Origin of the sequence: Rhodococcus cerastii, from assembly GCF_033042195.1 — a bacterium.
Lineage (GTDB): Bacteria > Actinomycetota > Actinomycetes > Mycobacteriales > Mycobacteriaceae > Rhodococcoides.
This window is the reverse complement of record NZ_JAWLKF010000001.1, coordinates 795381-816321: the sequence shown is the minus strand read 5'-3', so window position 1 is coordinate 816321 and position 20941 is coordinate 795381. Positions and strand designations below refer to the sequence as shown.

Annotated in this window: 19 protein-coding genes; 5 read left to right on the top strand and 14 right to left on the bottom strand. The window is 64.7% G+C overall.

Annotated features, from left to right (window positions below; all coding sequences use genetic code 11):
• Positions 1-4 precede the first annotated feature (4 nt).
• The gene (locus tag R3P93_RS24690; RefSeq protein WP_441344172.1) at positions 5-121 is read right to left on the bottom strand and encodes an MFS transporter small subunit; all 117 of its coding nucleotides are present in this window, start codon (positions 119-121) and stop codon (positions 5-7) included.
• Entirely contained in the window at positions 118-1479 is a 1362-nt protein-coding gene (locus R3P93_RS03665) for an OFA family MFS transporter (RefSeq protein ID WP_068050714.1), read from the bottom strand. The genes R3P93_RS24690 and R3P93_RS03665 overlap by 4 nt, the downstream gene beginning before the upstream one ends.
• 136 nt (positions 1480-1615) lie before the next feature.
• Between R3P93_RS03665 and R3P93_RS03660 the strand changes: the two genes are divergently transcribed.
• Positions 1616-2059, top strand: coding sequence for a hypothetical protein (locus R3P93_RS03660; RefSeq protein WP_262498347.1), 444 nt, complete (start codon positions 1616-1618; stop codon positions 2057-2059).
• Positions 2060-2154: 95 nt separating this feature from the next.
• Here the strand turns inward: R3P93_RS03660 and R3P93_RS03655 are convergent, their stop codons facing one another.
• From R3P93_RS03655 to dapB, 3 genes are read right to left on the bottom strand one after another with little or no spacing between them, the layout of a single operon-like run.
• Positions 2155-2607, bottom strand: coding sequence for a flavodoxin family protein (locus tag R3P93_RS03655; RefSeq protein WP_317532420.1), 453 nt, complete (start codon positions 2605-2607; stop codon positions 2155-2157).
• A 6-nt stretch (positions 2608-2613) separates the two neighbouring features.
• A complete protein-coding gene (locus R3P93_RS03650) occupies positions 2614-3033 on the bottom strand; it encodes a hypothetical protein (RefSeq protein WP_068050722.1) in 420 nt (139 codons plus the stop codon).
• Between the two features lie 50 nt (positions 3034-3083).
• On the bottom strand, positions 3084-3842 hold the full coding sequence (dapB, locus tag R3P93_RS03645) for a 4-hydroxy-tetrahydrodipicolinate reductase (RefSeq protein WP_068050716.1): 759 nt from the start codon (positions 3840-3842) through the stop codon (positions 3084-3086).
• 91 nt (positions 3843-3933) lie between these two features.
• On the opposite strand from dapB, the gene R3P93_RS03640 reads away from it, so the two are divergent.
• Complete coding sequence (locus R3P93_RS03640; RefSeq protein ID WP_262498348.1) at positions 3934-4722, top strand: ABC transporter ATP-binding protein; 789 nt, start codon at positions 3934-3936, stop codon at positions 4720-4722.
• Positions 4723-4746: 24 nt separating this feature from the next.
• On the opposite strand, the gene R3P93_RS03635 is transcribed toward R3P93_RS03640, so the two are convergent.
• The 6 genes from R3P93_RS03635 to R3P93_RS03610 form a co-directional block, all read right to left on the bottom strand.
• Positions 4747-5853: an alcohol dehydrogenase catalytic domain-containing protein gene (locus tag R3P93_RS03635; protein ID WP_317532419.1), complete on the bottom strand. Its 1107-nt coding sequence runs from the start codon at positions 5851-5853 to the stop codon at positions 4747-4749.
• 83 nt (positions 5854-5936) lie between these two features.
• The gene (locus tag R3P93_RS03630) at positions 5937-8615 is read right to left on the bottom strand and encodes an MGH1-like glycoside hydrolase domain-containing protein (RefSeq protein WP_317532418.1); all 2679 of its coding nucleotides are present in this window, start codon (positions 8613-8615) and stop codon (positions 5937-5939) included.
• A 24-nt stretch (positions 8616-8639) separates the two neighbouring features.
• Positions 8640-10481 (bottom strand): putative nucleotidyltransferase substrate binding domain-containing protein, encoded by a 1842-nt coding sequence (locus R3P93_RS03625; RefSeq protein ID WP_317532486.1) that lies wholly within the window; start codon positions 10479-10481, stop codon positions 8640-8642.
• Between the two features lie 70 nt (positions 10482-10551).
• Positions 10552-12099 carry a GMC family oxidoreductase gene (locus R3P93_RS03620; protein ID WP_317532417.1) on the bottom strand — a complete coding sequence of 516 codons (1548 nt, stop codon included), beginning with the start codon at positions 12097-12099 and terminating at the stop codon, positions 10552-10554.
• Between the two features lie 12 nt (positions 12100-12111).
• Complete coding sequence (locus R3P93_RS03615) at positions 12112-13623, bottom strand: APC family permease (protein ID WP_149405934.1); 1512 nt, start codon at positions 13621-13623, stop codon at positions 12112-12114.
• A 25-nt stretch (positions 13624-13648) separates the two neighbouring features.
• Positions 13649-15139, bottom strand: a complete 1491-nt coding sequence (locus R3P93_RS03610; protein ID WP_394855251.1) for an aldehyde dehydrogenase family protein — start codon at positions 15137-15139, stop codon at positions 13649-13651.
• Between the two features lie 278 nt (positions 15140-15417).
• Between R3P93_RS03610 and R3P93_RS03605 the strand changes: the two genes are divergently transcribed.
• Both R3P93_RS03605 and R3P93_RS03600 read left to right on the top strand, forming a co-directional pair.
• A complete protein-coding gene (locus R3P93_RS03605; protein ID WP_068050740.1) occupies positions 15418-15672 on the top strand; it encodes a hypothetical protein in 255 nt (84 codons plus the stop codon).
• Between the two features lie 126 nt (positions 15673-15798).
• Positions 15799-16719, top strand: a complete 921-nt coding sequence (locus tag R3P93_RS03600) for a YdcF family protein (protein ID WP_317532415.1) — start codon at positions 15799-15801, stop codon at positions 16717-16719.
• Here the strand turns inward: R3P93_RS03600 and R3P93_RS03595 are convergent.
• Positions 16713-17306, bottom strand: a complete 594-nt coding sequence (locus R3P93_RS03595) for a TetR/AcrR family transcriptional regulator (protein WP_317532414.1) — start codon at positions 17304-17306, stop codon at positions 16713-16715. The genes R3P93_RS03600 and R3P93_RS03595 overlap by 7 nt on opposite strands.
• A 76-nt stretch (positions 17307-17382) precedes the next feature.
• Between R3P93_RS03595 and R3P93_RS03590 the strand changes: the two genes are divergently transcribed.
• A complete protein-coding gene (locus R3P93_RS03590) occupies positions 17383-17862 on the top strand; it encodes a DUF4188 domain-containing protein (RefSeq protein ID WP_317532413.1) in 480 nt (159 codons plus the stop codon).
• Between the two features lie 11 nt (positions 17863-17873).
• Here the strand turns inward: R3P93_RS03590 and nuoN are convergent, their stop codons facing one another.
• A complete protein-coding gene (nuoN, locus tag R3P93_RS03585) occupies positions 17874-19436 on the bottom strand; it encodes an NADH-quinone oxidoreductase subunit NuoN (protein ID WP_317532412.1) in 1563 nt (520 codons plus the stop codon).
• Positions 19433-20932, bottom strand: coding sequence for an NADH-quinone oxidoreductase subunit M (locus R3P93_RS03580; RefSeq protein WP_394855250.1), 1500 nt, complete (start codon positions 20930-20932; stop codon positions 19433-19435). The genes nuoN and R3P93_RS03580 overlap by 4 nt, the downstream gene beginning before the upstream one ends.
• Between the last annotated feature and the right edge of the window lie 9 nt (positions 20933-20941).

Below are 20941 nucleotides of genomic sequence, written 5' to 3'. Positions count from 1 at the left end.
CGACTCACGTGCTGAACAGGTTCGCCGCCTTGAGGATCAGTTCGTACAGTCCGTAGGCGAACGGCACGGCAACCCACGCCCATGCGACCGCCATCGTGACCTGCTTGCGTCCGCCGCTCATGCCTTCGCTCCTGTGGTCGTCGCGGCCTTCGCCGGATCGGCTTCGTGGTACTTCGATGCGACCGGCTTGATCGCCTCGTTGGCAAGGAAGCCGACCACGAGCAGACCGATCATCACGTAGAACGCCGGTAGGTATCGGCCGGTGGTTCCGGGTTCTCCGGCGTCGGCGATGGCGTTGACGATCAGCGGCCCCAGGACACCGGCCACCGACCACGCGGTGAGGAGTCGTCCGTGGATCGCGCCCACCTGATACGTACCGAAGAGGTCCTTGAGATAGGCCGGAACCGTGGCGAATCCCGCACCGTAGAACGAGAGAATGAGCAAGGCCGAGACCATGAACAGGATCTTGTTGGTGTTGGTGAACAACGCGATGTACAGGTACAGGAGAGCGCCGACACCGAGGTACATCCGGTAGATGTTCTTACGCCCCACCACGTCGGACACCGAAGACCAGACGAACCGTCCGATCATGTTGGTCAGGGAGAGGAACGCGACGAAACCGGCAGCCGCAGCGGCGAGAGATTCGGGCGAGGTCGCGTCGGGAAAGAAGTCCTGATAGATGCCCGATCCGCGCTCGAGAATGCCTATTCCGGCAGTCACGTTGAAGCACAGGACGACCCACAGCAGCCAGAACTGGGGAGTCTTCACTGCGTTCGCGGCCGAGACGTTGTGCGTCGAGATCATCGCCGATGACGCGGGCGGGGTCCATCCGGCCGGGGTCCATCCCTCGGCCGGCACTCTGATCAGCACGACTCCCAGTGCCATGAACACCGCGTATCCGACGCCGAGCGTGAGGAACGTCTTGGCGATGGACCCGTCGGTGAAACCGCCGAAGTTCACCATCAGCTGGCTGGTGAGGGGCGACGCGATGAGTGCGCCGCCGCCGAAGCCCATGATGGCGATACCGGTGGCCATGCCCGGCCGGTCCGGGAACCATTTCATCAAGGTCGAGACCGGTGAGATGTAGCCGATTCCGAGGCCGATACCGCCGACGAACCCGTAGCCGAAGATCACCAGCCAGAACTGTCCGAGGGCCATGCCGAGCGCGGACAGCAGCAGTCCCGAGACGAAGAAGACCAGGGAGACGGCCATCGCCCACCGCGGACCGTTCTTCTCGACGCGGGTTCCGAAGATCGCCGCGGACAGGCCGAGCATCACGATGGCGAGCTGAAACGGAATGGCAGTGACGGTGCCGCTGAGCCCGAGTGCGTCGGGCTGCGAGATGGCGTTCTTGAACACGCTCCAGGCGTAGGCGGATCCGATCGCGAGGTGAATGGACAGCGCGGCCGGGGGTATCAACCAGCGGCTCCACTCGGGTGTCGCGACGATGGCGGAGCGATCGAGAATGCGGAGGGTCATCGAAATCCCTTGAGATAGAAAGCGGTACAAGCGTGCAGTATCTTCTGCAGTCAAACACGTGTACCGCCCTGCTCGCTCACAACTGCCAATAGTTTCTTCACCGAACTCACTTTTCTGGCCGCGTATCCTCGCGGCAGTGGATATCGAGCGGTGGCGCAGCAGATTGCCGGTGAGACGAGCCTCCGACGGTGAGGTGATCGGGTGGACCGTCGCCCACGACACGAGTGCACAGGACGAATACGACGACGGTTACACCGTCGATGCCGTCAATCCCGCCGGCATCACCGTTGCGCACGGCGTGCCGATCGAGACTGCGATCGCCCAGCTCGAGGATCGCGGTCTGGCATCGCTGTCGGCTCCACATTGGACCAAGGCACCCCTGCCACTCGAATCCGAGACCGATCTGAGTGCACCGCAGGAGGACTGGCCGTGGCGGCGGGTGCTGATGACGCAGCTCGACGACAATCGAGTGTGGATCAGGCCCGCGTATCCGAGTTGGCCGGAGCGCCTGCTCGAGATTCCGCTGCCGATCCCGGCCGACGACATCCTGCGCCCGGACTCCCCCGCCGACTCCGACTGAATCAGTAACGCGCCACTAGGGACCTCAGCGCGTCGGCTACGTCGCATCTCTCGGGTCGGGTGTGTGGGCAACCGAAGGAGCTCGAGAGGAAGCCCTCAGATCGACAACCCCGCCGCAACGGTTCCGCCGAGTTCGTAGCAGCGTTCACGTGCAGGTTTGCCGCTCTCGGCGACGTGCAGGGTGCCGAACACCTTCTCCAGACCCCAGCCCGACGCGATCTTCTCGATCGCCCGTCCGGCACCCACGGTGTCGTCGTTGCCGTGAACCCAAGCAGCGTAGGGCTTTCCGGCAACGGCACCGAGACACGGGTAGTACACGGTGTCGAAGAAGTGTTTCAGAGCCCCGCTCATGTATCCGAAATTCGCCGGTGTTCCGAAGAGAAAGCCGTCGGCACCGAGTACGTCGGGAACGGTCGCGCCGAGAGCAGGCACACTGCGCACGTCCACGCCGGTGATCTCGGGGTCGTGAGCGCCGTCGAGAACTGCCTCGAGAAGCTCGTGGGTGAGCGGGCTCGGGGTGTGATGAACGACCAGCAGGGTGCGCGTCATCGAAGGTCAGTTCTCGTCCCGTTCGAGTGCCACAGCCCGCTTCATCGTCTCGCGGGCCCGTCCACGGTCACCGGCGTAATCGTAGGCGCGAGCCAGTCGGTAGGAGTTGCGCCAGTTGTCCGGATCCTTCTCCCACTCGGTCTTGACCTGTTGGAACAACTCGTCCGCCGCATCACGTTCGATTCGTCCCGACGGCCTGCGCGGAAGATCCGCGACGTCGAGTTCGAGGCCCTCCTCGTGAATGCGCGAGGCCAGCCGCTGGTGGTCGAAGCCGGCTTTGAGGGTGGCCCACACGATCCACAGCCCGAGTATCGGCAGCAGCAGGACCCCGATCCCGAGGGAGATGCTCGCCACGCCACCGTTCTGGATCAGCGTCACACCGCGCTGGCCGAGCAGAAAGAAGTAGAAGCCGAGAATCAGCACCATCACCGCGAGGATGGCGAGCACCTTCGTCGTTTTGTTCACCGTCGATCAGCTCACAGATCCAACAGCGGATCGAGGCCGACGGTCAACCCCGGTCGTCCGGCGATCTCGCGGACTCCGAGAAGCACACCGGGCGCAAACGACGTGCGATCGAGCGAATCGTGCCGAATGCTCAGTGTCTCACCCTGCGTGCCGAGCAGAACCTCTTGATGCGCAACCAGTCCCGCGAGCCGGATCGAGTGCACACGCACTCCGTCCACATCGGCACCACGTGCGCCGTCGAGTTCGGTCGTCGTCGCATCGGGGCTCGCCGGAGTGCCTGCGGCGGCGCGTGCCTCGGCAATCAGCGCGGCGGTGCGGTACGCCGTGCCCGACGGCGCATCGGCCTTGTTGGGGTGGTGCAGTTCGATCACCTCGACCGAGTCGAAGAACCGAGCGGCCTGCTGCGCGAATCGCATCGACAGCACCGCGCCGATGGCGAAGTTCGGTGCGATCAGTACACCCGTCTGCGGCGATCCCGCCAGCCATTCGCGAACCTGCTCGAGCCGCCGTTCGTCGAATCCGGTGGTGCCGACCACTGCATGGATACCCTGCTCGATCAGGAACTGCAGGTTGTCCATCACCACGTCGGGGTGCGTGAAATCGACGACCACCTGGGCGTTCGCATCGACGAAGTTCGCCAGCGGATCGCCCTGGTCGACGGTCGCCACGAGCTCGAGATCCTCGGCTGCCTCGACGGCGGCACAGATGGCCTGCCCTACCTTGCCGCGTGACCCCAGTACCCCTACTCGAACAGGTGCCGTTGCACTCACGTCGTACCCACACTCGTTTCGTCGTCTTGTCGGTTCTACCGACCTCAGAGCCTACTTCTCCACGATCCGTCCCAGCAGCTACGGTCGTCCGGTGCCATCCACCGTCCTGTTCGCCGACCGCGTCGATCTCGTTCGCGGCGGCCGATACCTGCTCAGCGATGCCTCGCTGCGGGTCGAGGAGGGTGAGCACTGGGTGTTGCTCGGTGCCAACGGCGCGGGCAAATCCACCTTGCTCAGCTTGCTCGGCGCGCTCGTCCATCCAACGCACGGCGCAGTGCACGTTCTGGGCCATCGCCTCGGACGAGTGGACATGCGCGAATTGCGGACGCACATCGGCCACGTCGACCCGCGGTTGAAGATCGAGGCTCCGCTGACGCTGTTCCAGGTGGTGCTGACCGGGTTGACCAACACTCCGGATCTGATCCCGAGATGGTCGGCCGACAACCACCAGATCGCCCGCGCTCACCGTCTGATCGAATCCCTCGGCGTCGCCCATCGCACCGACGCGTCGTGGCACACGCTCTCGCAGGGCGAACGAGGCCGAGCGCTCATCGCGCGCGCACTATTGCCCGACCCGGCGCTGCTGTTGCTCGACGAGCCTGCCACCGGGCTCGATCTTGCTGCCCGCGAACAACTTCTGAGTGCACTCGACTCGTTGCGGGCCGAACATCCGACCCTGTCCAGCATTCTGGTGACGCATCACCTCGAGGAAATCCCGACCTCGACCACCCACGCCCTGCTCGTCCGCGACGGAAGAGTGCAGACGCAAGGAGCCGTCGACGTAGTACTGACCACCGACAACATCAGTGAGTGCTTCGACCATCCCATCGAGATCTCGAAGCAACGCGGGCGGTGGGTCGCCACGGCGGCCCACCGCTGATGCTCGGTCGAAGACAGCTGAAACTCAGTCGAATACGATGACCTGACGGATCGCGTTGCCGTCGGCCAATTCGTCCATGCCGCGGTTGATCTCGTCCAACGTGATTCTCGACGAGATCAACTTCTCGACGGGAAGCCGTCCCTCACGCCACATCTGGGCGTAGGTCGGGATGTCGCGTGCCGGTACAGCGGAGCCCAGGTAGCTGCCGATGATCGTGCGCGCCTCCGCCACCAGGCCCAGCGGTGAGATGGACGAGCGGGCGTCGGGTGAGGGAAGACCGACGGTGATGGTCTTGCCGCCGGGAGCCGTTGCAGCGACGGCAGTTTCGAAGGCTCGGGCGTTGCCGGCGGCCTCGATGACGATATCGGCCTTGATTCCCTTCTCGGCGAGCTCGGCCGGCGAATACACCTGCGTTGCGCCCAGATCGGTTGCGGTGGAAAGCTTGTCCGGGACCCCGTCGACTCCGATCACCTCACCGGCACCCACCGAGACGGCCGTCAGGACAGCTGCCATGCCGACGCCGCCGAGGCCCACCACCATCACCGATTGACCGGGCTTCGGAGTACCGGCGTTGAGCACCGCGCCGCCGCCGGTCAGCACCGCACAACCGAGGACTGCTGCGATATCGGCCGGGATGTCGTCCTCGACCGGCACCACGGACTTTCGGCTCACCACCGCGTGTGTGGCGAATCCGGAGACTCCGAGGTGATGCTTGACCTCTTCCCCGTCACGATGCAACTTGATGCCGCCGCCGAGCAGTGTCCCGGCATTGTTCGACGCACTGCCGGTGACGCAGGGCATCTGGCCGTCGGTGGCACACCCGGCACACTCACCGCAGCGCGGCAGAAACGTCATGACGACGCGGGTGCCGACTGCGATGTCGTCGACGCCCGCCCCGACTTCCTCGACCCGCCCGGCTGCCTCGTGGCCGAGCAGCATGGGGACCGGACGAACTCGGTTGCCGTCGACCACCGACAGATCCGAGTGGCACAGTCCCGCGGCTTCGATTCTGATCAACAGCTCCCCCTCGCCCGGCGAGCCGAGCTCGAGGTCGGAGACGGTGATGGGATGCGAGTCCGCGAAGGGACGAGATCGGCCGATTTCTTCGAGTACTGCGCCGCGAATCTTCATCCCGCCAGACTATGCGGCTCCGCCGCATGTGCGTGGAACTTCGTAGTGGGCTACGAGTTTCCATGCACATGGGCCGCAGGCCCTCAGAGTGGCAGACGGGGCCTGAGCAGGTGCGCAACCAGTGCCGTCCACCCGGTTTGGTGCGTGGCCCCGAGTCCCTCGCCGGTGTCTCCGTCGAAGTACTCGTTGAAGCTGGGGTGCACGCTCCACAGCGGGTCGAGGCTGGATTCGATGCGCTCGCCGTCGGCGGGTCTCTTGCCGTCCACCGGTCGGAACAGCCCGGCGAGACCGTTGTCGATGAGATCGGCGGCATCGGTGAGGGTGCGATGGTTGCCCGAGCCGGTGGGGATCTCGATGGTGAACGAGTCGCCGTAGTACCGGCCGTAGGCGCGCAGCTTGTCGGCCAGCAATACGTTCACCGGGAACCACACCGGACCGCGCCAGTTGGAGTTGCCACCGAACATTCCGGTGCGCGACTCCCCCGGCTCGTATTCGATGGACAGGCTCCGGCCGTCCACGTCGAACGTGGCCGGTTCGCGGTAGGAGGCCGAGAGCGAACGAATCCCGAAGTGCGACAGAAACTCTTCGGAGTCGAACATGCGAGCCAGGATGCGCTTGAGCCGTTCGGGTTGGACGAGTGTCAGCAGCATGCGCACCTCGCCGCCCTCACGCCGAGCCAGCAGCGGGCTGACCATCTCCGGTCGCCTGCGTTGAATCCAGCGCAGGCGAGCGGTGAGATCGGGACATTCCTCCTCGACCCACGGCGGGATCTCGGTGGCACCGAGGATGGGCAGCAGTCCAACCATGGACCGCACGCGCATCGGTACCGCATCGCCCTCGGGCTGAACCAGGACGTCGTAGAAGAACCCGTCCTCCTCGTGCCACAGCGAAATGTGCTGCGATCCGAAGGAGTTCACTGCCTTGGCGATCGAGAGGAAGTGTGAGAAGAACTTGGTCGCGACGTCGTCCCAGGCGCTGTCGTGTCGCGCGAGTTCCAGCGCGATCTTGAACATCTGCTGGCAGTAGAACGCCATCCAACTCGTCGCGTCCGACTGTTCGAGCCGAAATCCGGGTGGCAGTGGGGCAGATCGATTGAACAGTCCGATGTTGTCCATGCCGAGGAATCCACCCTCGAAGATGTTCGAGCCCTCGGAGTCCTTGCGGTTGACCCACCAGGCGAAGTTGAGCAGCAGCTTGGTGAACACCCGCACCAGGAATTCGCGATCGCGGTAGCCGTCGATGCGATAGACGTGCCATGCCGCCCACGCGTGCACGGGTGGGTTGACGTCACCGAACTCCCACTCGTACGCGGGCAGTTGGCCGTTGGGGTGCATGGCCCATTCCCGGCACATGAGCACCAACTGTTCCTTGGCGAAATCGGCGTCCACGTGCGCCAACGGAATCGCGTGGAAAGCCAGGTCCCAGGCCGCGAACCACGGGTACTCCCACTCGTCGGGCATCGAGATCACATCGGCCAACGCCAGGTGACGCCAGTGCGCATTGCGCCCACCCGGGTCCTGCCTCGAGTCCGGAGCCGGAGCGCCGACCTTGTCGCCCTCGATCCACTCCTCCACGTCGTATCGGTAGAGCTGTTTGGTCCACAGCAAACCGGCGTAGGCGCGCCGCGCAACATGCCGGTCGACATCGGTGAGGTCGGCTCCGATCACGGCACCGTAGAACTCGTCGGCCTCGGCCTGCCGGTCGGCGTGGACGGCATCGAATCCGGCCCCGAACGTCTGCTCGTCCGGCCGGTTGGGCGACAACCGCAATCGAACCGATTCCGTTGCACCGGGGGCGATGTCGTCGAAGCGGTACCAGAACGCAGCCTTCGTACCGGTCTGCTCGGGGTTGACCGCATCGAGCTCCCCGTCGACGACTCGGCGGCCGATGCCGTCCTTGGGGTACGCCGAGATGTTCTCCTGCCCCCACAGAGCCTCGGCATTGGTTTCGTTGTCGCAGAACAGAACTGCCGGTGTTCCCTCGGCACTGAGGTAGTAGCGACCGAGGAATCCGTGGTCGACGGCGATGGCTTCGAGTCCACCTGCCATCAGGTCCGGCGGGCTCAGCTGCGTCAGCGTGCCGCCACGCTCGTCGCGTCCCCACGACCAGGTGTTGCGCAGCCACAGGTGCGGCAGTAGATCGACCGACGCCGCCTCGGGGCCGTGGTTGGTGATCGAGATGGTGATGCAGATGTCGTCGGGTGAGGCCTTGGCGTACGTGACCTGGACGTCGAAGAATCTGTTCTCGTCGAGGATGCCGGTGTCGGCCAGCTCGTATTCGCGGTCGTCACGTCCGCGTCGAGCATTCTCTTCCCGCAGGCGGGCGTACGGATACTCCGCGTGCGGATAGCGGTAGAGCCACTGCATCCAGCTGTGCGTCGGTGTTCCGTCGACGGCCCAGAAGTATTCCTTGACGTCCTCGCCGTGATTGCCCTCCTCGTTGGCGAGGCCGAACAACCGTTCCTTGAGGATCGGGTCCTTTCGATTCCACAGTGCGAACGAGAAGTTCAGGAACCCGAAGCGGTCGCAGATTCCGCCGATACCGTCCTCGCCCCAGCGGTAGGCGCGCTTGTGCGCCTGATCGAACGGAAACGACGCCCAGGCATTGCCGTCCTCCGAGTAGTCCTCGCGCACGGTGCCCCACTGGCGCCCCGCCAGGTACGGGCCCCACTGACGCCACGGTCCGCTGACCCCGGGCGATTCCGCCAACCGATGGTGTTCGACGGTCGACGGGATGGGAACGCTCACGGGATTGGTGGTCACGGCACACAGTCTGGTCGTTGCCGGTCATCGATGCACGCCGACGTTGGCCGCCAGATACCCGACGCGTCGTTGCACCGCGGCGATCTCGCGGATGCCGTCGGTGAGCAGACTCCGCTCCAGAGGTGACAGATCTGCCATGATCAGCACGTCACCGGGTCGGTGGCCGGCCGTGATCTGGTCGATCTGATGCGACAGTCGGAGCCGTTGCAGCAGCTCGAACACCTCGGACAGTGCAGCGACATCTCGTTCGGAGAGCATGCCGTTGCCCGACGCCGCCGCGAGCCGCGCGGGGGTCGAGGCCGATGCCATGCCGACCGACAGCCCACCCCACCGAGCGAGGTTGACGATGGGCGTCAGGGCATGGGCCTTGAGGTCGAACGTGCCGCCGCGCCGAGCCAACACGTCTCGAAGCGATCGCAGCCGAGCCCGTCCGGCGAGGGCGTCCCGCAGTTGCAACCGCAGGGCGTCGGGGTGATCGACCAGGAGTCGTCGGTAGGCCTCGGGCACCGTGTGCAATTCTTTCGGGCCCCACACCACTCTGCCGTCGATCATCAACGAGGACATGATGAGGCCGGAGTCTTCCGCCGGATTGCCACGTTCGCCGAACGGGTTGCTGAGCCAATGGGCAGCGGCCCTTTCCCATTGACCGGCCGAGCGCGCGAATCGGGGCGAGCTCGCGACCGCGCCGTTGGTGTCCGACGGCAATCCGGCACTGTCGAGGCTCACGTGCACACGGGCGGCCAAGTCCATCAACGCCTCGTCGCGGGTCCACGACACCGCGTTCGATGTCCCTCGCACATCGGGATCTGCGGTGGCATCCGCCCAGGTCAATGCACTGTCGACGTCCGAGGAGGGCATCGCTTCTCGACGCGCCACGCTGCCGAGAGTGATCCAGGCGAAGTGGTCACGCGGCACGTCCGGACGTGCGGTCCATTCGATCTCGACGGCCCGGCGAACGAGGCTGTCGACCACGACGGAGAGGATCGCGCTGACCGCCATCGCATCGGTTCCGCCTTCGAACAGATCCACCACCAGGCGGGGCACGAGCCTGCCTGCGTCGGCGAGTTCGGCGGAGGTCGACGCCGATGCCACAGCTCGCCGGACCACAAAACTGCGTCGGGTGGACGCGGCATGCAGATCCGAATCCTCGACGACGCCGAGTACCTCACCGCGGGTCGACACCACAGGCATGTGCCGCAGGCCTCGCTCGAGCATGTCCATCAGCACGGTGCCGGCCAACCGGTCCGCCGTGACGGTCTCGGCGGGCGACGTCATGACCCGCTCGATCGGCGTATCGACGCCGATACCGGCGGCCACCACACGAATTCGGAGGTCGCGGTCGGTGAAGATGCCGTGGCGCGATCCCCGCAGCGGAACCAGAACGTAGGAGCTGCCCTGCTCGGTCATGTGCCGGACCGCATCTCGGACCGTGGTTCCGACGGGCGTGAACACCGCAGGCGCAGAGACCAATTCACCGACGGTCCGACCGGCGCTGCCCTCCGCCGGTCCCCCACGGTACGCAGAAGAGGAGTTGACGGCATCGGCCAGAAACGCCAGACCGGCGGGCGTGGCGAACAACGGCCGAACCAGCGCACCGGGCAATTGCAGAACGACACTCGGTTCGGTTGCCCGCGCACAGAATTCGACGGTTCCACCCGAGAGCAGCGCCGAGAATCCGAATACCCCACCCGGACCTATCGTGTCGATGGGAACGTCGGTGCGTGAGGTGTCGTCCGGGTGCGTGATCACCACGCGCCCGGTACGCACCACCCACACGGTGTCGGCATCGGCCGAGGCGTCCATCTGTGGACGGTCCACAACCCATGCGCCACTGCCGTACTCGCGTTCGACGGCTGCTGCGGCCATCTCGGCCAGCACAGCCGGTGGCGCGCCCTGAAACGGTGGATGCGCGCCGAGAAAATCGGCCAGCTCCGATCTATCCGCCACGGATCAGGTCGGCGCATTTCTCCGCCATGGTCATCACCGTGATGTTGGGATTGACGTACGGCAGCTTCGGCATCGCCGACGCGTCGACCACGCGCAGGTGCGCGATGCCCTTGACGCGCAACTCGGGATCCAGCACGGCCATGGTGTCGTCCACCGATCCCATCCGCGCCGTGCCTGCCGGGTGATAGACCGTGTTGTGGGTCTTGTGCACGTAGTCCAGCAGGTCGTCGTCGGTGACAGCATCGGGTCCGGGGGCAAGCTCTCGTTCGATCCACCCTGCGAGCGGACCGTCTGCGGCAATCCGACGAGCCAGCTTCAGACCGGCGAGCATCACCGCGTCGTCGTGGCCGTCGGAGTCGGTGAAGTAGCGAGGATCAACCTTGGCCCGATCGCGAAAATCCCTGCTGCGCAACCGAACAGTGCCCCGCGAGCGCCCCTGGGTGACGTTGGGCGTGAGACAGAAACCGTTGTCGGTGGTCGGATAGCCCCAACGAAGGGTGTTCATGTCGAACGGCACACTGCCGTAATGCATCATGATGTCCGGGTAGTTCAGCGAGTCGTCGGTCTGCGCGAACACGCCGATCTCCCACCACTGCGAGGACGTGGTGACCATCGGCTTGCTCGCCTCCCAGAACACCAGCCCCTCGACGTGGTCGTCGAGGTTCTCGCCCACTCCGGGTGAATCGACCCGAACGGTGATCCCCATCTCCTGCAACTGTGCCGCCGGTCCGATTCCGGAGAGCATCAACAACTTCGGCGTGTCGATGGCACCGGCGGTGACGATCACCTCGCGACGCGCCGAGACGGTGTCGTAGCCGGTGAGATCGGGGCGTTGGTACCGCACTCCGGTCGCGGTCAGCGATTCGTCGATCAGAATCTCGCTGATCCAGCAGTCCGTTCGCACCTCCAGGTTGGGGCGCGTGCCGATGATCGGATGCAGGTAGGCGTGTGAGGTCGACATACGCAAGCCGTCTTCGCCCGCATTGATCTGGAACCAGCCGGCACCGTTGAGTACCGGCGTTCCGCGGTTGAATGCGACCGTCGGAAGACCTATCCCGGCGGCCGATTCGAGCACTGCCGCACCGCACGGATCGTTCGGTGGCACGTCGCGAATCCGCACCGGCCCGTCCTGTCCGCGACCGGTGTCGTTGCTCTCGACTCGCGCGACGAGCGGAAGGATGTCCGACGCGCCCCATCCCGTCGCGCCCGCAGCCGCCCAATCGTCGAGGGTTTCCGCCGGCGGGTGAAAGGCGATGCAGGAGTTGTGCGAGGAGCAGCCACCGAGCACTTTCGCCCGCGCGTGCCGCATGAAGCTGTTGCCGCGCTCCTGCGGTTCGACGGGATAGTCCCAGTCGTAGCCGGAGTCGAGTAGATGCATCCACTCCGCCAGTTCGAGAATTGCCTTGTCGCCGACGTCGGTCGGCCCTGCTTCGACGAGGCAGACACTGACGGAGGGGTCCTCGCTGAGCCGAGCAGCGAGGACACACCCCGCCGTCCCGCCACCTGCGACGACGTAATCGAACTGGGTGTCTGTCACTGCACGCTCCTTCTAGTCGCCCGTGGAGGCATGTGATTTCAGAGTGCCGATGTGCTTGCGTCCCTTGACTGCGTACCACAGCAGGCCGATGCCCAGAATGCCGCCGATGTAGACGAACGCACCGAACGTGTTGTACCAGGGGGTTCCGTACACGGCCTCGCGCGGCCAGGCGAGGTTGATCGCCATCCCTGCGCCCCACACCACTGCCGCGATGTTCACCGGCAGGCCCCACCTGCCCATCGTGAAGTACCCGCCGGGCTTCAGGTCCTCCGGCGGCCACTCACCCTTGACTCGTTTGACCAACAGCGGCGCGGTGACCATCAGATACGCGAGGTAGATCATGATGATCGCGATCGACGTGAGGACGGTGAAGATCTGCGGCTGACCGATGTTGACGACGAGAATGACGATGGCCAGCACGCCGATGGTCACTGCGGGCACCACCGGGGTCTGGGTCTTCGGGTTCACCTTGGCCAGACTCTCACCGAAGGGCAGCGCGTTGTCTCGCGCCATGGCGAACGTGAGCCGAATCGCCGCGGTGTGCACCGCCAGCGAGCAGACGAAGACCGCGATGACGATGCAGATGAGGAAGACGGTGCCCAGTGGGCCCCACATCACCGCTTCGACGATGGACTGCAAACTGCCGTCCGGGCTGCCGAGCGACGGATCGTTGAGGTCCGGCGCGGCCATGACGGCGAACACCAGGATGGCTCCACCGATGACGAACGAGGCGAGAATGGCGCGCAGGATGGCCTTCGGCGCGGTACGCCGGGGTTCGACGGTCTCCTCTCCGAGCGAGCTCGCAGTGTCGAAGCCGTACATCACGTAGCCCGACGCCAACGACGCCACCAGGAAGGCTCCGAGGTACCCGCCGCTCTCACCGGCACCGTAGCCGTTGGTGGAGAAGAACACCTCGGGGCCGCGGTTGATGTTGGCCGCGAGCAGAATCGCGATCAACACGGCCGCGATGAGCTCGATGAACACTCCTGCGCTGTTGATCATCGCCATCAGCCGGACCCCGAGCGCATTGATCGTCGTGGTGATGGCGATGAGGATCGCACCGAGCAGCACCGCGTTGGCCGCGAAATCACTGGCACCGGAACCGTCACCGATGATCTGGAATCCGCTCCAGATACGGGGCAGATTCAGCTGCAATGCCAGCGCCACGGCGGACAGCGTCACGATCGAGGCCGTCAGCATCAACCAGCCCGCAGACCATCCGACGATTCTGCGGCCCAACAGCTTCGCCCAGTTGTACACCGAACCCGCTACCGGATACTTCGCGGCCAGTTCCATGAAGCACAGTGCCACGCAGAGCTGACCGACGAACACTGCAGGCCACGACCACAGATACGCCGGTCCGGCCGCACCGAATCCGAAATAGAACAGCTGGAACGTACCGGTGAGAATGGAGATGTAGCTGACGCCCGCGGCAAAGCTGGCGAATTTGCCGAGGCTTCGATCGAGTGACTCCTTGTAGCCGAAGTCGTCCATTCCGCTCGAACTGTCGTTCAGTAGTGCCATGCGCCTGGCCTTTCCGATCTTTTCGTTATCGGGTGCCGAACCACCCCGCCGCCGTGGGCGAGGTGTTGTGCCAAATATGTTTCGCCTCTTGATATTCGGACATTCCGGACGGACCGAGTTCGCGGCCGTTACCGGATTGCTTGAAGCCGCCCCATTCTGCGGCCGCGGTGTAGACGCCGAAGTCGTTGAGCCACACCGTGCCATGGCGAAGCCCACGTACCATTCTTTCGCCTCGCGCGGCGTCGGATGTCCGAACTCCCGCGGCGAGACCGTAATTAGTATCGTTGCCCAACAGGAGTGCTTCGGCCTCGGTATCGAAGCGCTCCACTGTGAGTATGGGCCCGAATGTCTCCTCCTGCACGATATTCATGGACCGATCGCAGTGGTCGAAAATCGTCGGTAGGAAATAGCTACCCTGGTCGAGAGCCGAATTGTCCGGTTTCGTTCCGCCGATGACCAGCGTTGCGCCCTCGTCGATCCCGCCCGCGACGAAGGCCTCGATCTTCTCGCGCTGCGCCTGCGATACCAGTGGCCCGGTCTCGCTCGCCGGGTCCATCCCCGGACCGATCACGATGGTCTTCGCGCGTTCGGCCACGGCTGCAACGAAGCGGTCGGCGACCGATTCCTCGATGATGAGTCGAGTGCCGGCCGAACACACCTGGCCCGAGTGCAGAAAGACTCCGGTCAGGACGTTGTCGACCGAGTCGGCGAATGCCTGATCGTCGGCCACAGCGTCGGCGAACACGATATGTGGATTCTTGCCACCGAGCTCGACGGCCACCTTGGTGACGTTCTCGGCCGCCGCGGCCAAGATGTGCCTACCTGTCGCCAGCCCACCGGTGAAGGAAATGAAGTCGACGTCGCGGTTCCTGGTGAGCGCGTCCCCGAGAACCGCGCCGCTGCCCTGCAGCAGGTTGACCACACCGGCCGGCGCTCCGGCTTCCTCCACCAACTTGGTGAACGCGATGGTGCTGAGCGGAGTCACCTCGCTCGGCTTGAGCACCATCGTGCAGCCGGCCGCCAGCGCCGGGGCAATCTTCCACGAGATCTGCAGCAGCGGATAGTTCCACGGCGCGATCATGACGCAGACGCCGATCGGTTCGTGCACCACTCGGCTGATGATTTCGGGTCGGTCGACGTCGATCAGACGATCGGCCTCGACCACTGCGAGATCGGCGTAGAAGCGGAAGACCGACGTCACGTCGTCGATGTCGATTTCACTCTCGCCGAACGTCTTTCCGGTATCGAGAGTCTCGATACGCGCGAGCTCGGCCTTGTCTCTCTGGAGCAGATCTGCGATGCGATTCAACAGATTGCTGCGCTCACCCACCGTCACCGACCGCCACGGCCCGTCGTCGAACGCCGCCCGCGCCGAGGCCACCGCGCGCAGAGCATCGTCCGGAGTGGCCTCGTCCACGACGGCGACCGTGCTGCCGTCCGCGGGGTTCACGATGTCTCGGGTTCCGCCGTCACCGGATCCCTGCCACTGCCCGTCGACGAACAACGAGGGCCGCAGCGCGGTCGGGTCGAATCCTGCATCGGAGTCGGTCACCGAAACACCTTCTTCCGTATGGGGGTCGTGTCGTGTGTCTACGCTATGCCCTCAGCGCCCGGCGGTCCCGTCGATCCGTTCGTGAACCTCGTCTTCCCGCGGACCGATGCGCGAACATACCGTCCTCCCCGCTGAGAGGCATTGGCCTCCGCCCCTTTTCCTGCTGCGATTGTCGAACATGCGACGGCACTGTGTCGGACATGCAACAGCACAGTGCAGCGCAGCGCATTACGCTGGGATTCATGACTATCGAAGATGTGGGCGGCAGACGAACGGTGACGGCGGACGAGCTTCTTCTCCTGGTGGGTGATCACCTGCTCATAGAGGAGGGTGTCGCGACCGGGTTCATCGAGAGCGCGGGCCAGGTTGCCGAGAGCGTGGCGGTGACGGTGACCGACGGCGTCGACGGAACCACGACGACCGAACGGGTGTTCCTTCCCGATGCCGAGGTGACCATCGAACCCGCCGATCGCGGACGCGCCCCTGTCACGATGTGAGGGCAGGACAATCCCTGCTCAGAAGTACATTCATGTAACTCGAACAACTCTGCTCACACCAGTCACACAGGCACCGAACTGAGCTAGGGTGGCGGAAACCCGTCACCGTTCGGAAGGACGTCAGCAGTGCGACAAGGCCGAGGACACCCGACCGTTCGCGTTGCCGTCGTGTCCTGTGCCGCTGCCCTCGCCGTCGGTTTCGGCTCGTTCACGGCAGTGGCCGATCCCGAGGCGTCGGCCCCGGCAACCGCCGCCGAGTCGGTCCGCTCGGCCGACGCAGATCAGTACAACGGCGCGCAGGACGCACTGGTGAAGGGGCGCTACGACGACGGTTTCGCTGCCCTCGACGCACTCGCACTCGCCGCCCCGGACGACGCCAACGTGGCAGCGCTGCAAACGTTCTATGCCAACGCGACCGCCGATACCGATGCGCTTGCGCAACACTCGGCTCGCCTGCACACGCTGTCTCCCGCCCTCGCCGATGCAGTCGACCGGGCCATCGCCGTCATCGACGAAGCCGCGACGGAGACAATCGACTTCGACCCGATCACCGACGGACCCCGCACCGCGATCGTGGTACTCGGTCTGGGCCTGAACGGCGACGGCAGCACGACCCCGGAGTTGGTGGAGCGTCTGCGCTCGGCCGTCGCCGCCGCGGAGCGCTCCCCCGAGTCCCCCATCATCGTCACCGGCGGAAATCCGCAGAGCGGCGTCACCGAGGCCGAGGCGATGCAGCGATGGCTCGTCGATGAAGGCATCGCGGCCGACCGCATTCACACCGAATCGACCGCGAATTCGACGGTGCAGAACGCACAGCGAGCTACCGCACTGGCCGCCGAGATCGGCGTCGACGATCTCGTGCTGGCGACGACCCCCAGTCATCTTCGACGAGCGATCTCCGACTTCGAGATCGCGGGCGGCGACGTGATCGGCGCTGCGACAGCAACTCCCGACGATCTTCCGGATCTGCCTGCACTCGCTCCGACGGCACGGTTGGGCATGACCGTCGATGCCACCAAGATCCTCGGGATCCCGCGCACCTACTGACGCGTCCACCCTCGCAGCACCGACTCCGTCCCGGCTTCGAACATCGCACGACGGGTCTCGTCGTCGGAGTTCGTCGGCATCGCCAGTTCCAACGACACCAGACCGTGCACGATCGCCCAGAACGAGTGGCTGATCAACTCGACCGGCGCCCCGGCCATGATGCCGTCCGCAACGGCGCGTGCCACCGCCGCCCGGAGCGGATCCATAGCCGCGGATGCGACTTGCGCCTCGTCGGATACATCGATCGAACCGAGTACTCCGCCGAACATCACCGCGTACAGATGCGGATTACGTAGCGCCCACTCTCGGTACGCGATAGCCAATTCACGCAGATCGACCTCGGGATCGCCGGTGACCGGAACCCCGCGCTGAGCGTCCCCGAAACTCGAGAACGACGTGGCGAACAGTGCCACGAGCAGCTCGGCGCGACCACCGAACAGTGAGTAGATCGCGGTGGTCGAAGTGCTCTGCGCAGCCGCGAGTTTACGTAGTGACAACGAGTCGACGCCTTGCTGCGCAACGGTTTCCGCCGCGGCCTCGAGTAGCCGGGTCCGCAACTCGGCGTCGTGAATTCTTGGTCTCGCCACTTGCGAAACCTACCACAACGGTGTTTTATAACAGTGTCACACAACGCTTCGATCATCGAACGGACGGGAACACGTCATGCCAACCATCATCGACGGCCGCACCACGGTCGAATCCGAACGGGACACCGTCACGGTCTTCCTCATCGGAATGCGCATCAACAATCCCCTTGCCGTTCGCTCCTGGTTACCCGCGGTGCGGGCGATGCCGCGGATGCTCGGCCATCTCGAGCGGGATCCCGCATCCGGGATGCTCGGCTACCACTCGTGGTTGGGACGCACCACCATGCTGGTCAGCTATTGGCGCAACGCCGAGGACCTCACCCGGTTCGCCTCCGACCCCGACGCACCACATGCACCCGCCTGGCGCGCCTTCAATCGATCGGTAGCCGCGACCCGCCATGTCGGTGTGTGGCACGAAACCTATACCGCGACAGCACAGAACAGTGAGGCGATCTACGTCAACATGCCTACGTTCGGACTCGCGGGAGCCATCGGTGGACTCCCGGTCGGTACCGGCTCGCACACGTGGAAGCAGCGAATGAAATCTCCGAACTGATTGCTCGACGGCTACAGGAAGTTCCCGGCACGCGCAGCCAGGTCGAGAACGGGCTGCGGGAAGACTCCGAGGGCCACGGTGACCACCACCGAGACCCCGATCGCGCACGACACCGACGCCGTCGGCCGCACGATCGTTGCGGTCCGCTCTCCCGGATCGGTGAAGAACATCAGCACGATCACCCGCACGTAGAAGAACGCTGCAATCGCGCTGCACACCACTCCGACCACGACCAGTGCCGCTCCCCCAGAGCCCGAGGCAGCGCTGAACACAGCGAACTTGCCGATGAATCCACTGGTGAGCGGAATGCCGGCGAACGAGAGCAGGAACAACCCGAACACTGCCGCCACCAGCGGTGACCGACGACCGATTCCGGCCCACCGTTCCAGATCGCTCACTTCACCGCGCTCGTCGCGCGCCAAACCGATGATCGCGAACCCTCCGAGAGTGCTGAAGGCATACGCCAACAGATAGAACATCGTGGCCGACACACCCGAATCACCCACTTCACCCGAATCACCCAATGCCGTCACTCCGGTGAGGATGAACCCGGTGTGCGCGACGGACGAGTACGCCAGCATCCGTTTGACATCGGTCTGCGTCACCGCGACAACGGAACCCAACACCATGGTCGCGATGGCCACGACCCACAGCATCGGCCGCCAACTCGATTCGAGACCGGGAAGCGCCACCCCGAAGATGCGAAGAATCGCACCGAACGCCGCGACCTTGGTCACCGTGGCCATCAGAGCTGTCACCGGAGTGGGGGCACCCTGGTAGACGTCGGGAATCCACGAATGAAACGGCACGGCACCGACCTTGAACAGCAGACCCACCGCGAGCAGGGCGGTTCCGATCAGCGCGAGCGATCTGCCCTGACCGTCCACCGCGATGGCGTCGGCGATGCCGTCCAACCGAACGGTTCCGGCGTACCCGTACAGGAAGGCAACCCCGAACAGGAAGAATGCGGACGAGAACGCGCCCAGCAGAAAGTATTTGAGGGCAGCTTCCTGCGAGAGCAAGCGCCGTCGCCTGGCCAGTCCGCAGAGCAGATACAGCGGCAAGGACAGCACTTCCAGCGCCACGAACATCGTCAGCAGATCCGTGGCCGCCGGAAAGAGCAACATGCCACCGATCGCGAACATCGCCAGAGGAAACACCTCGGTCTGGGCGACGCCTGCATCGATGGCCTCCTTCTCCGCCACGCTGCCCGGAGTGGTCGATGCCTGCGGGGTGAACGAATCGATGCGACGCTCGGCACCGGCCCCGGTGACTGCAACGGTGCGCTCCGCCAACAGCGCGATCGCCGGAATCGACACCAGCACAATGGTTCCCTGCAGAAACAGCGTCGGCCCGTCGATCGCAACCGCGCCGGACATCGCCGACGCCTCGGTGCCTGCCAGACCCAGGATGGCCGCCAGCGCCGCCACCAGTCCCGCGAGAGCGAGACCCACATGCGTGATCCGACGGGCTCGCAGCGGCACGAACGCCTCTACGAGAACACCGAGAACTGCGACCGAGAACACGATCAGCATCGGTGCCAGCAGACCGTACTGCACCTCGGGTGTGGTCATCGCTGACCTCCTGAACTGTCGACGATCGTGGATTGCACTGCCGGAGTGATGACATCGAGCGCGGGTTTCGGATACACCCCGAGCACGATGAGCAACGCGATCAGCGGCACCACCACGGCCAGCTCACGGCGAACGAGATCGGGCACCGTCTCGTTGCCCTCCCGGACCGGCCCGGTCATGACGCGTTGGTAGAGCCACAGTATGTAGATCGCCGACAGCACGAGGGCTCCGGCGGCCACAATCGCGGCGACTCCGTATCGACCGAACGTGCCGATCAGCACGAGGAATTCGCTCACGAACGGGGCGAGGCCGGGTAGCGAGAGCGTGGCGAGTCCCGAGATCAGGAACGTTCCGGCGAGCACCGGTGCCACCTTCTGCACACCGCCGTAGTCGGCGATCGCTCGTGATCCTCGACGCGACACGAGGAAGCCTGCGATCAAGAACAGTGCGGCCGTGGAGATTCCGTGGTTGACCATGTACAGCGTGGCACCGGCCTGACTCTGACCGGTCATGGCGAAGATACCGAGGATGATGAATCCGAAGTGCGAAATCGACGTGTAGGCAATCAGTCTCATCATGTCGGTCTGGCCGATCGCCAGTATCGCGCCGTAGACGATGCCGATGACTGCGAGTGTGATGATCCACGGCGCGAACGTCTGCGACGAGCCGGGGAACAGTTCGAGACAGAACCGCAGCATCGCGAACGTGCCCACCTTGTCCACCACCGACATCATCAGCACCGCCGTGGCGGGTGTGGACTGCACTGCGGCGTCGGGTAGCCACGAGTGGAACGGCCACAACGGTGCCTTGATAGCGAACGCGAACATGAATCCGAGGAACAGTGCGTTCAGAACCATCGGATCCACACCGAGTCCGCCCGATGCCGCCGCGTCGGCGATCGCGCGCAGATCGAATGTCCCGCCGTCGAAAGGCCCGTCGGGTCGCGCGGTCACCACGTACAGGCCGATGACGGCAGCCAACATGATCAGACCGCCGAACAGGTTGTACAACAGGAACTTCACCGCGGCGCGCGTTCGATGCACTCCCCCGAAACCACCGATGAGGAAGTACATCGGAATCAGCATCGCCTCGAAGAAGATGTAGAACAACAACACGTCCAACGCGAGGAACGACACGAGCACCATCGACTCGACCACAAGGATCAACGCCATGTACGTGTGCGACACCCGACGGGAGCCGTAATTCGCGACGCGACTGCCGTCGTACCAGCCCGCGACGAGCAGCAAGGGTGTGAGAACGGTGCTGAGCAACACCAGGACCAGGCCGATTCCATCGAGTCCGAGGGTGTACCGCGCACCGAAAGCCGCTATCCACGAATGGTCTTCGACGAACTGGTACCGATCACCACCGGAGTCGAACGACACTGCCAGGGCGACCGACACGGCCAGTGTTCCGGCAGCGAAACCCACTGCGACACTGCGCGCGACGGTCGGGCGAGCGGCGGGCACCAGGGCGACGACGATCGCACCGAGCATCGGGAGCAC

Coding starts and splice junctions, on each gene's coding strand:
- R3P93_RS24690 (WP_441344172.1), bottom strand. CDS start 121: ATGAGCGGCGGACGCAAGCAGGTCACGATGGCGGTCGCATGGGCGTGG.
- R3P93_RS03665 (WP_068050714.1), bottom strand. CDS start 1,479: ATGACCCTCCGCATTCTCGATCGCTCCGCCATCGTCGCGACACCCGAG.
- R3P93_RS03655 (WP_317532420.1), bottom strand. CDS start 2,607: ATGACGCGCACCCTGCTGGTCGTTCATCACACCCCGAGCCCGCTCACC.
- R3P93_RS03650 (WP_068050722.1), bottom strand. CDS start 3,033: ATGGTGCTGATTCTCGGCTTCTACTTCTTTCTGCTCGGCCAGCGCGGT.
- R3P93_RS03635 (WP_317532419.1), bottom strand. CDS start 5,853: ATGAAGATTCGCGGCGCAGTACTCGAAGAAATCGGCCGATCTCGTCCC.
- R3P93_RS03625 (WP_317532486.1), bottom strand. CDS start 10,481: ATGGCCGCAGCAGCCGTCGAACGCGAGTACGGCAGTGGCGCATGGGTT.
- R3P93_RS03615 (WP_149405934.1), bottom strand. CDS start 13,623: ATGGCACTACTGAACGACAGTTCGAGCGGAATGGACGACTTCGGCTAC.
- R3P93_RS03605 (WP_068050740.1), top strand. CDS start 15,418: ATGACTATCGAAGATGTGGGCGGCAGACGAACGGTGACGGCGGACGAG.
- R3P93_RS03590 (WP_317532413.1), top strand. CDS start 17,383: ATGCCAACCATCATCGACGGCCGCACCACGGTCGAATCCGAACGGGAC.
- nuoN (WP_317532412.1), bottom strand. CDS start 19,436: ATGACCACACCCGAGGTGCAGTACGGTCTGCTGGCACCGATGCTGATC.
- R3P93_RS03580 (WP_394855250.1), bottom strand. CDS start 20,932: ATGCTCGGTGCGATCGTCGTCGCCCTGGTGCCCGCCGCTCGCCCGACC.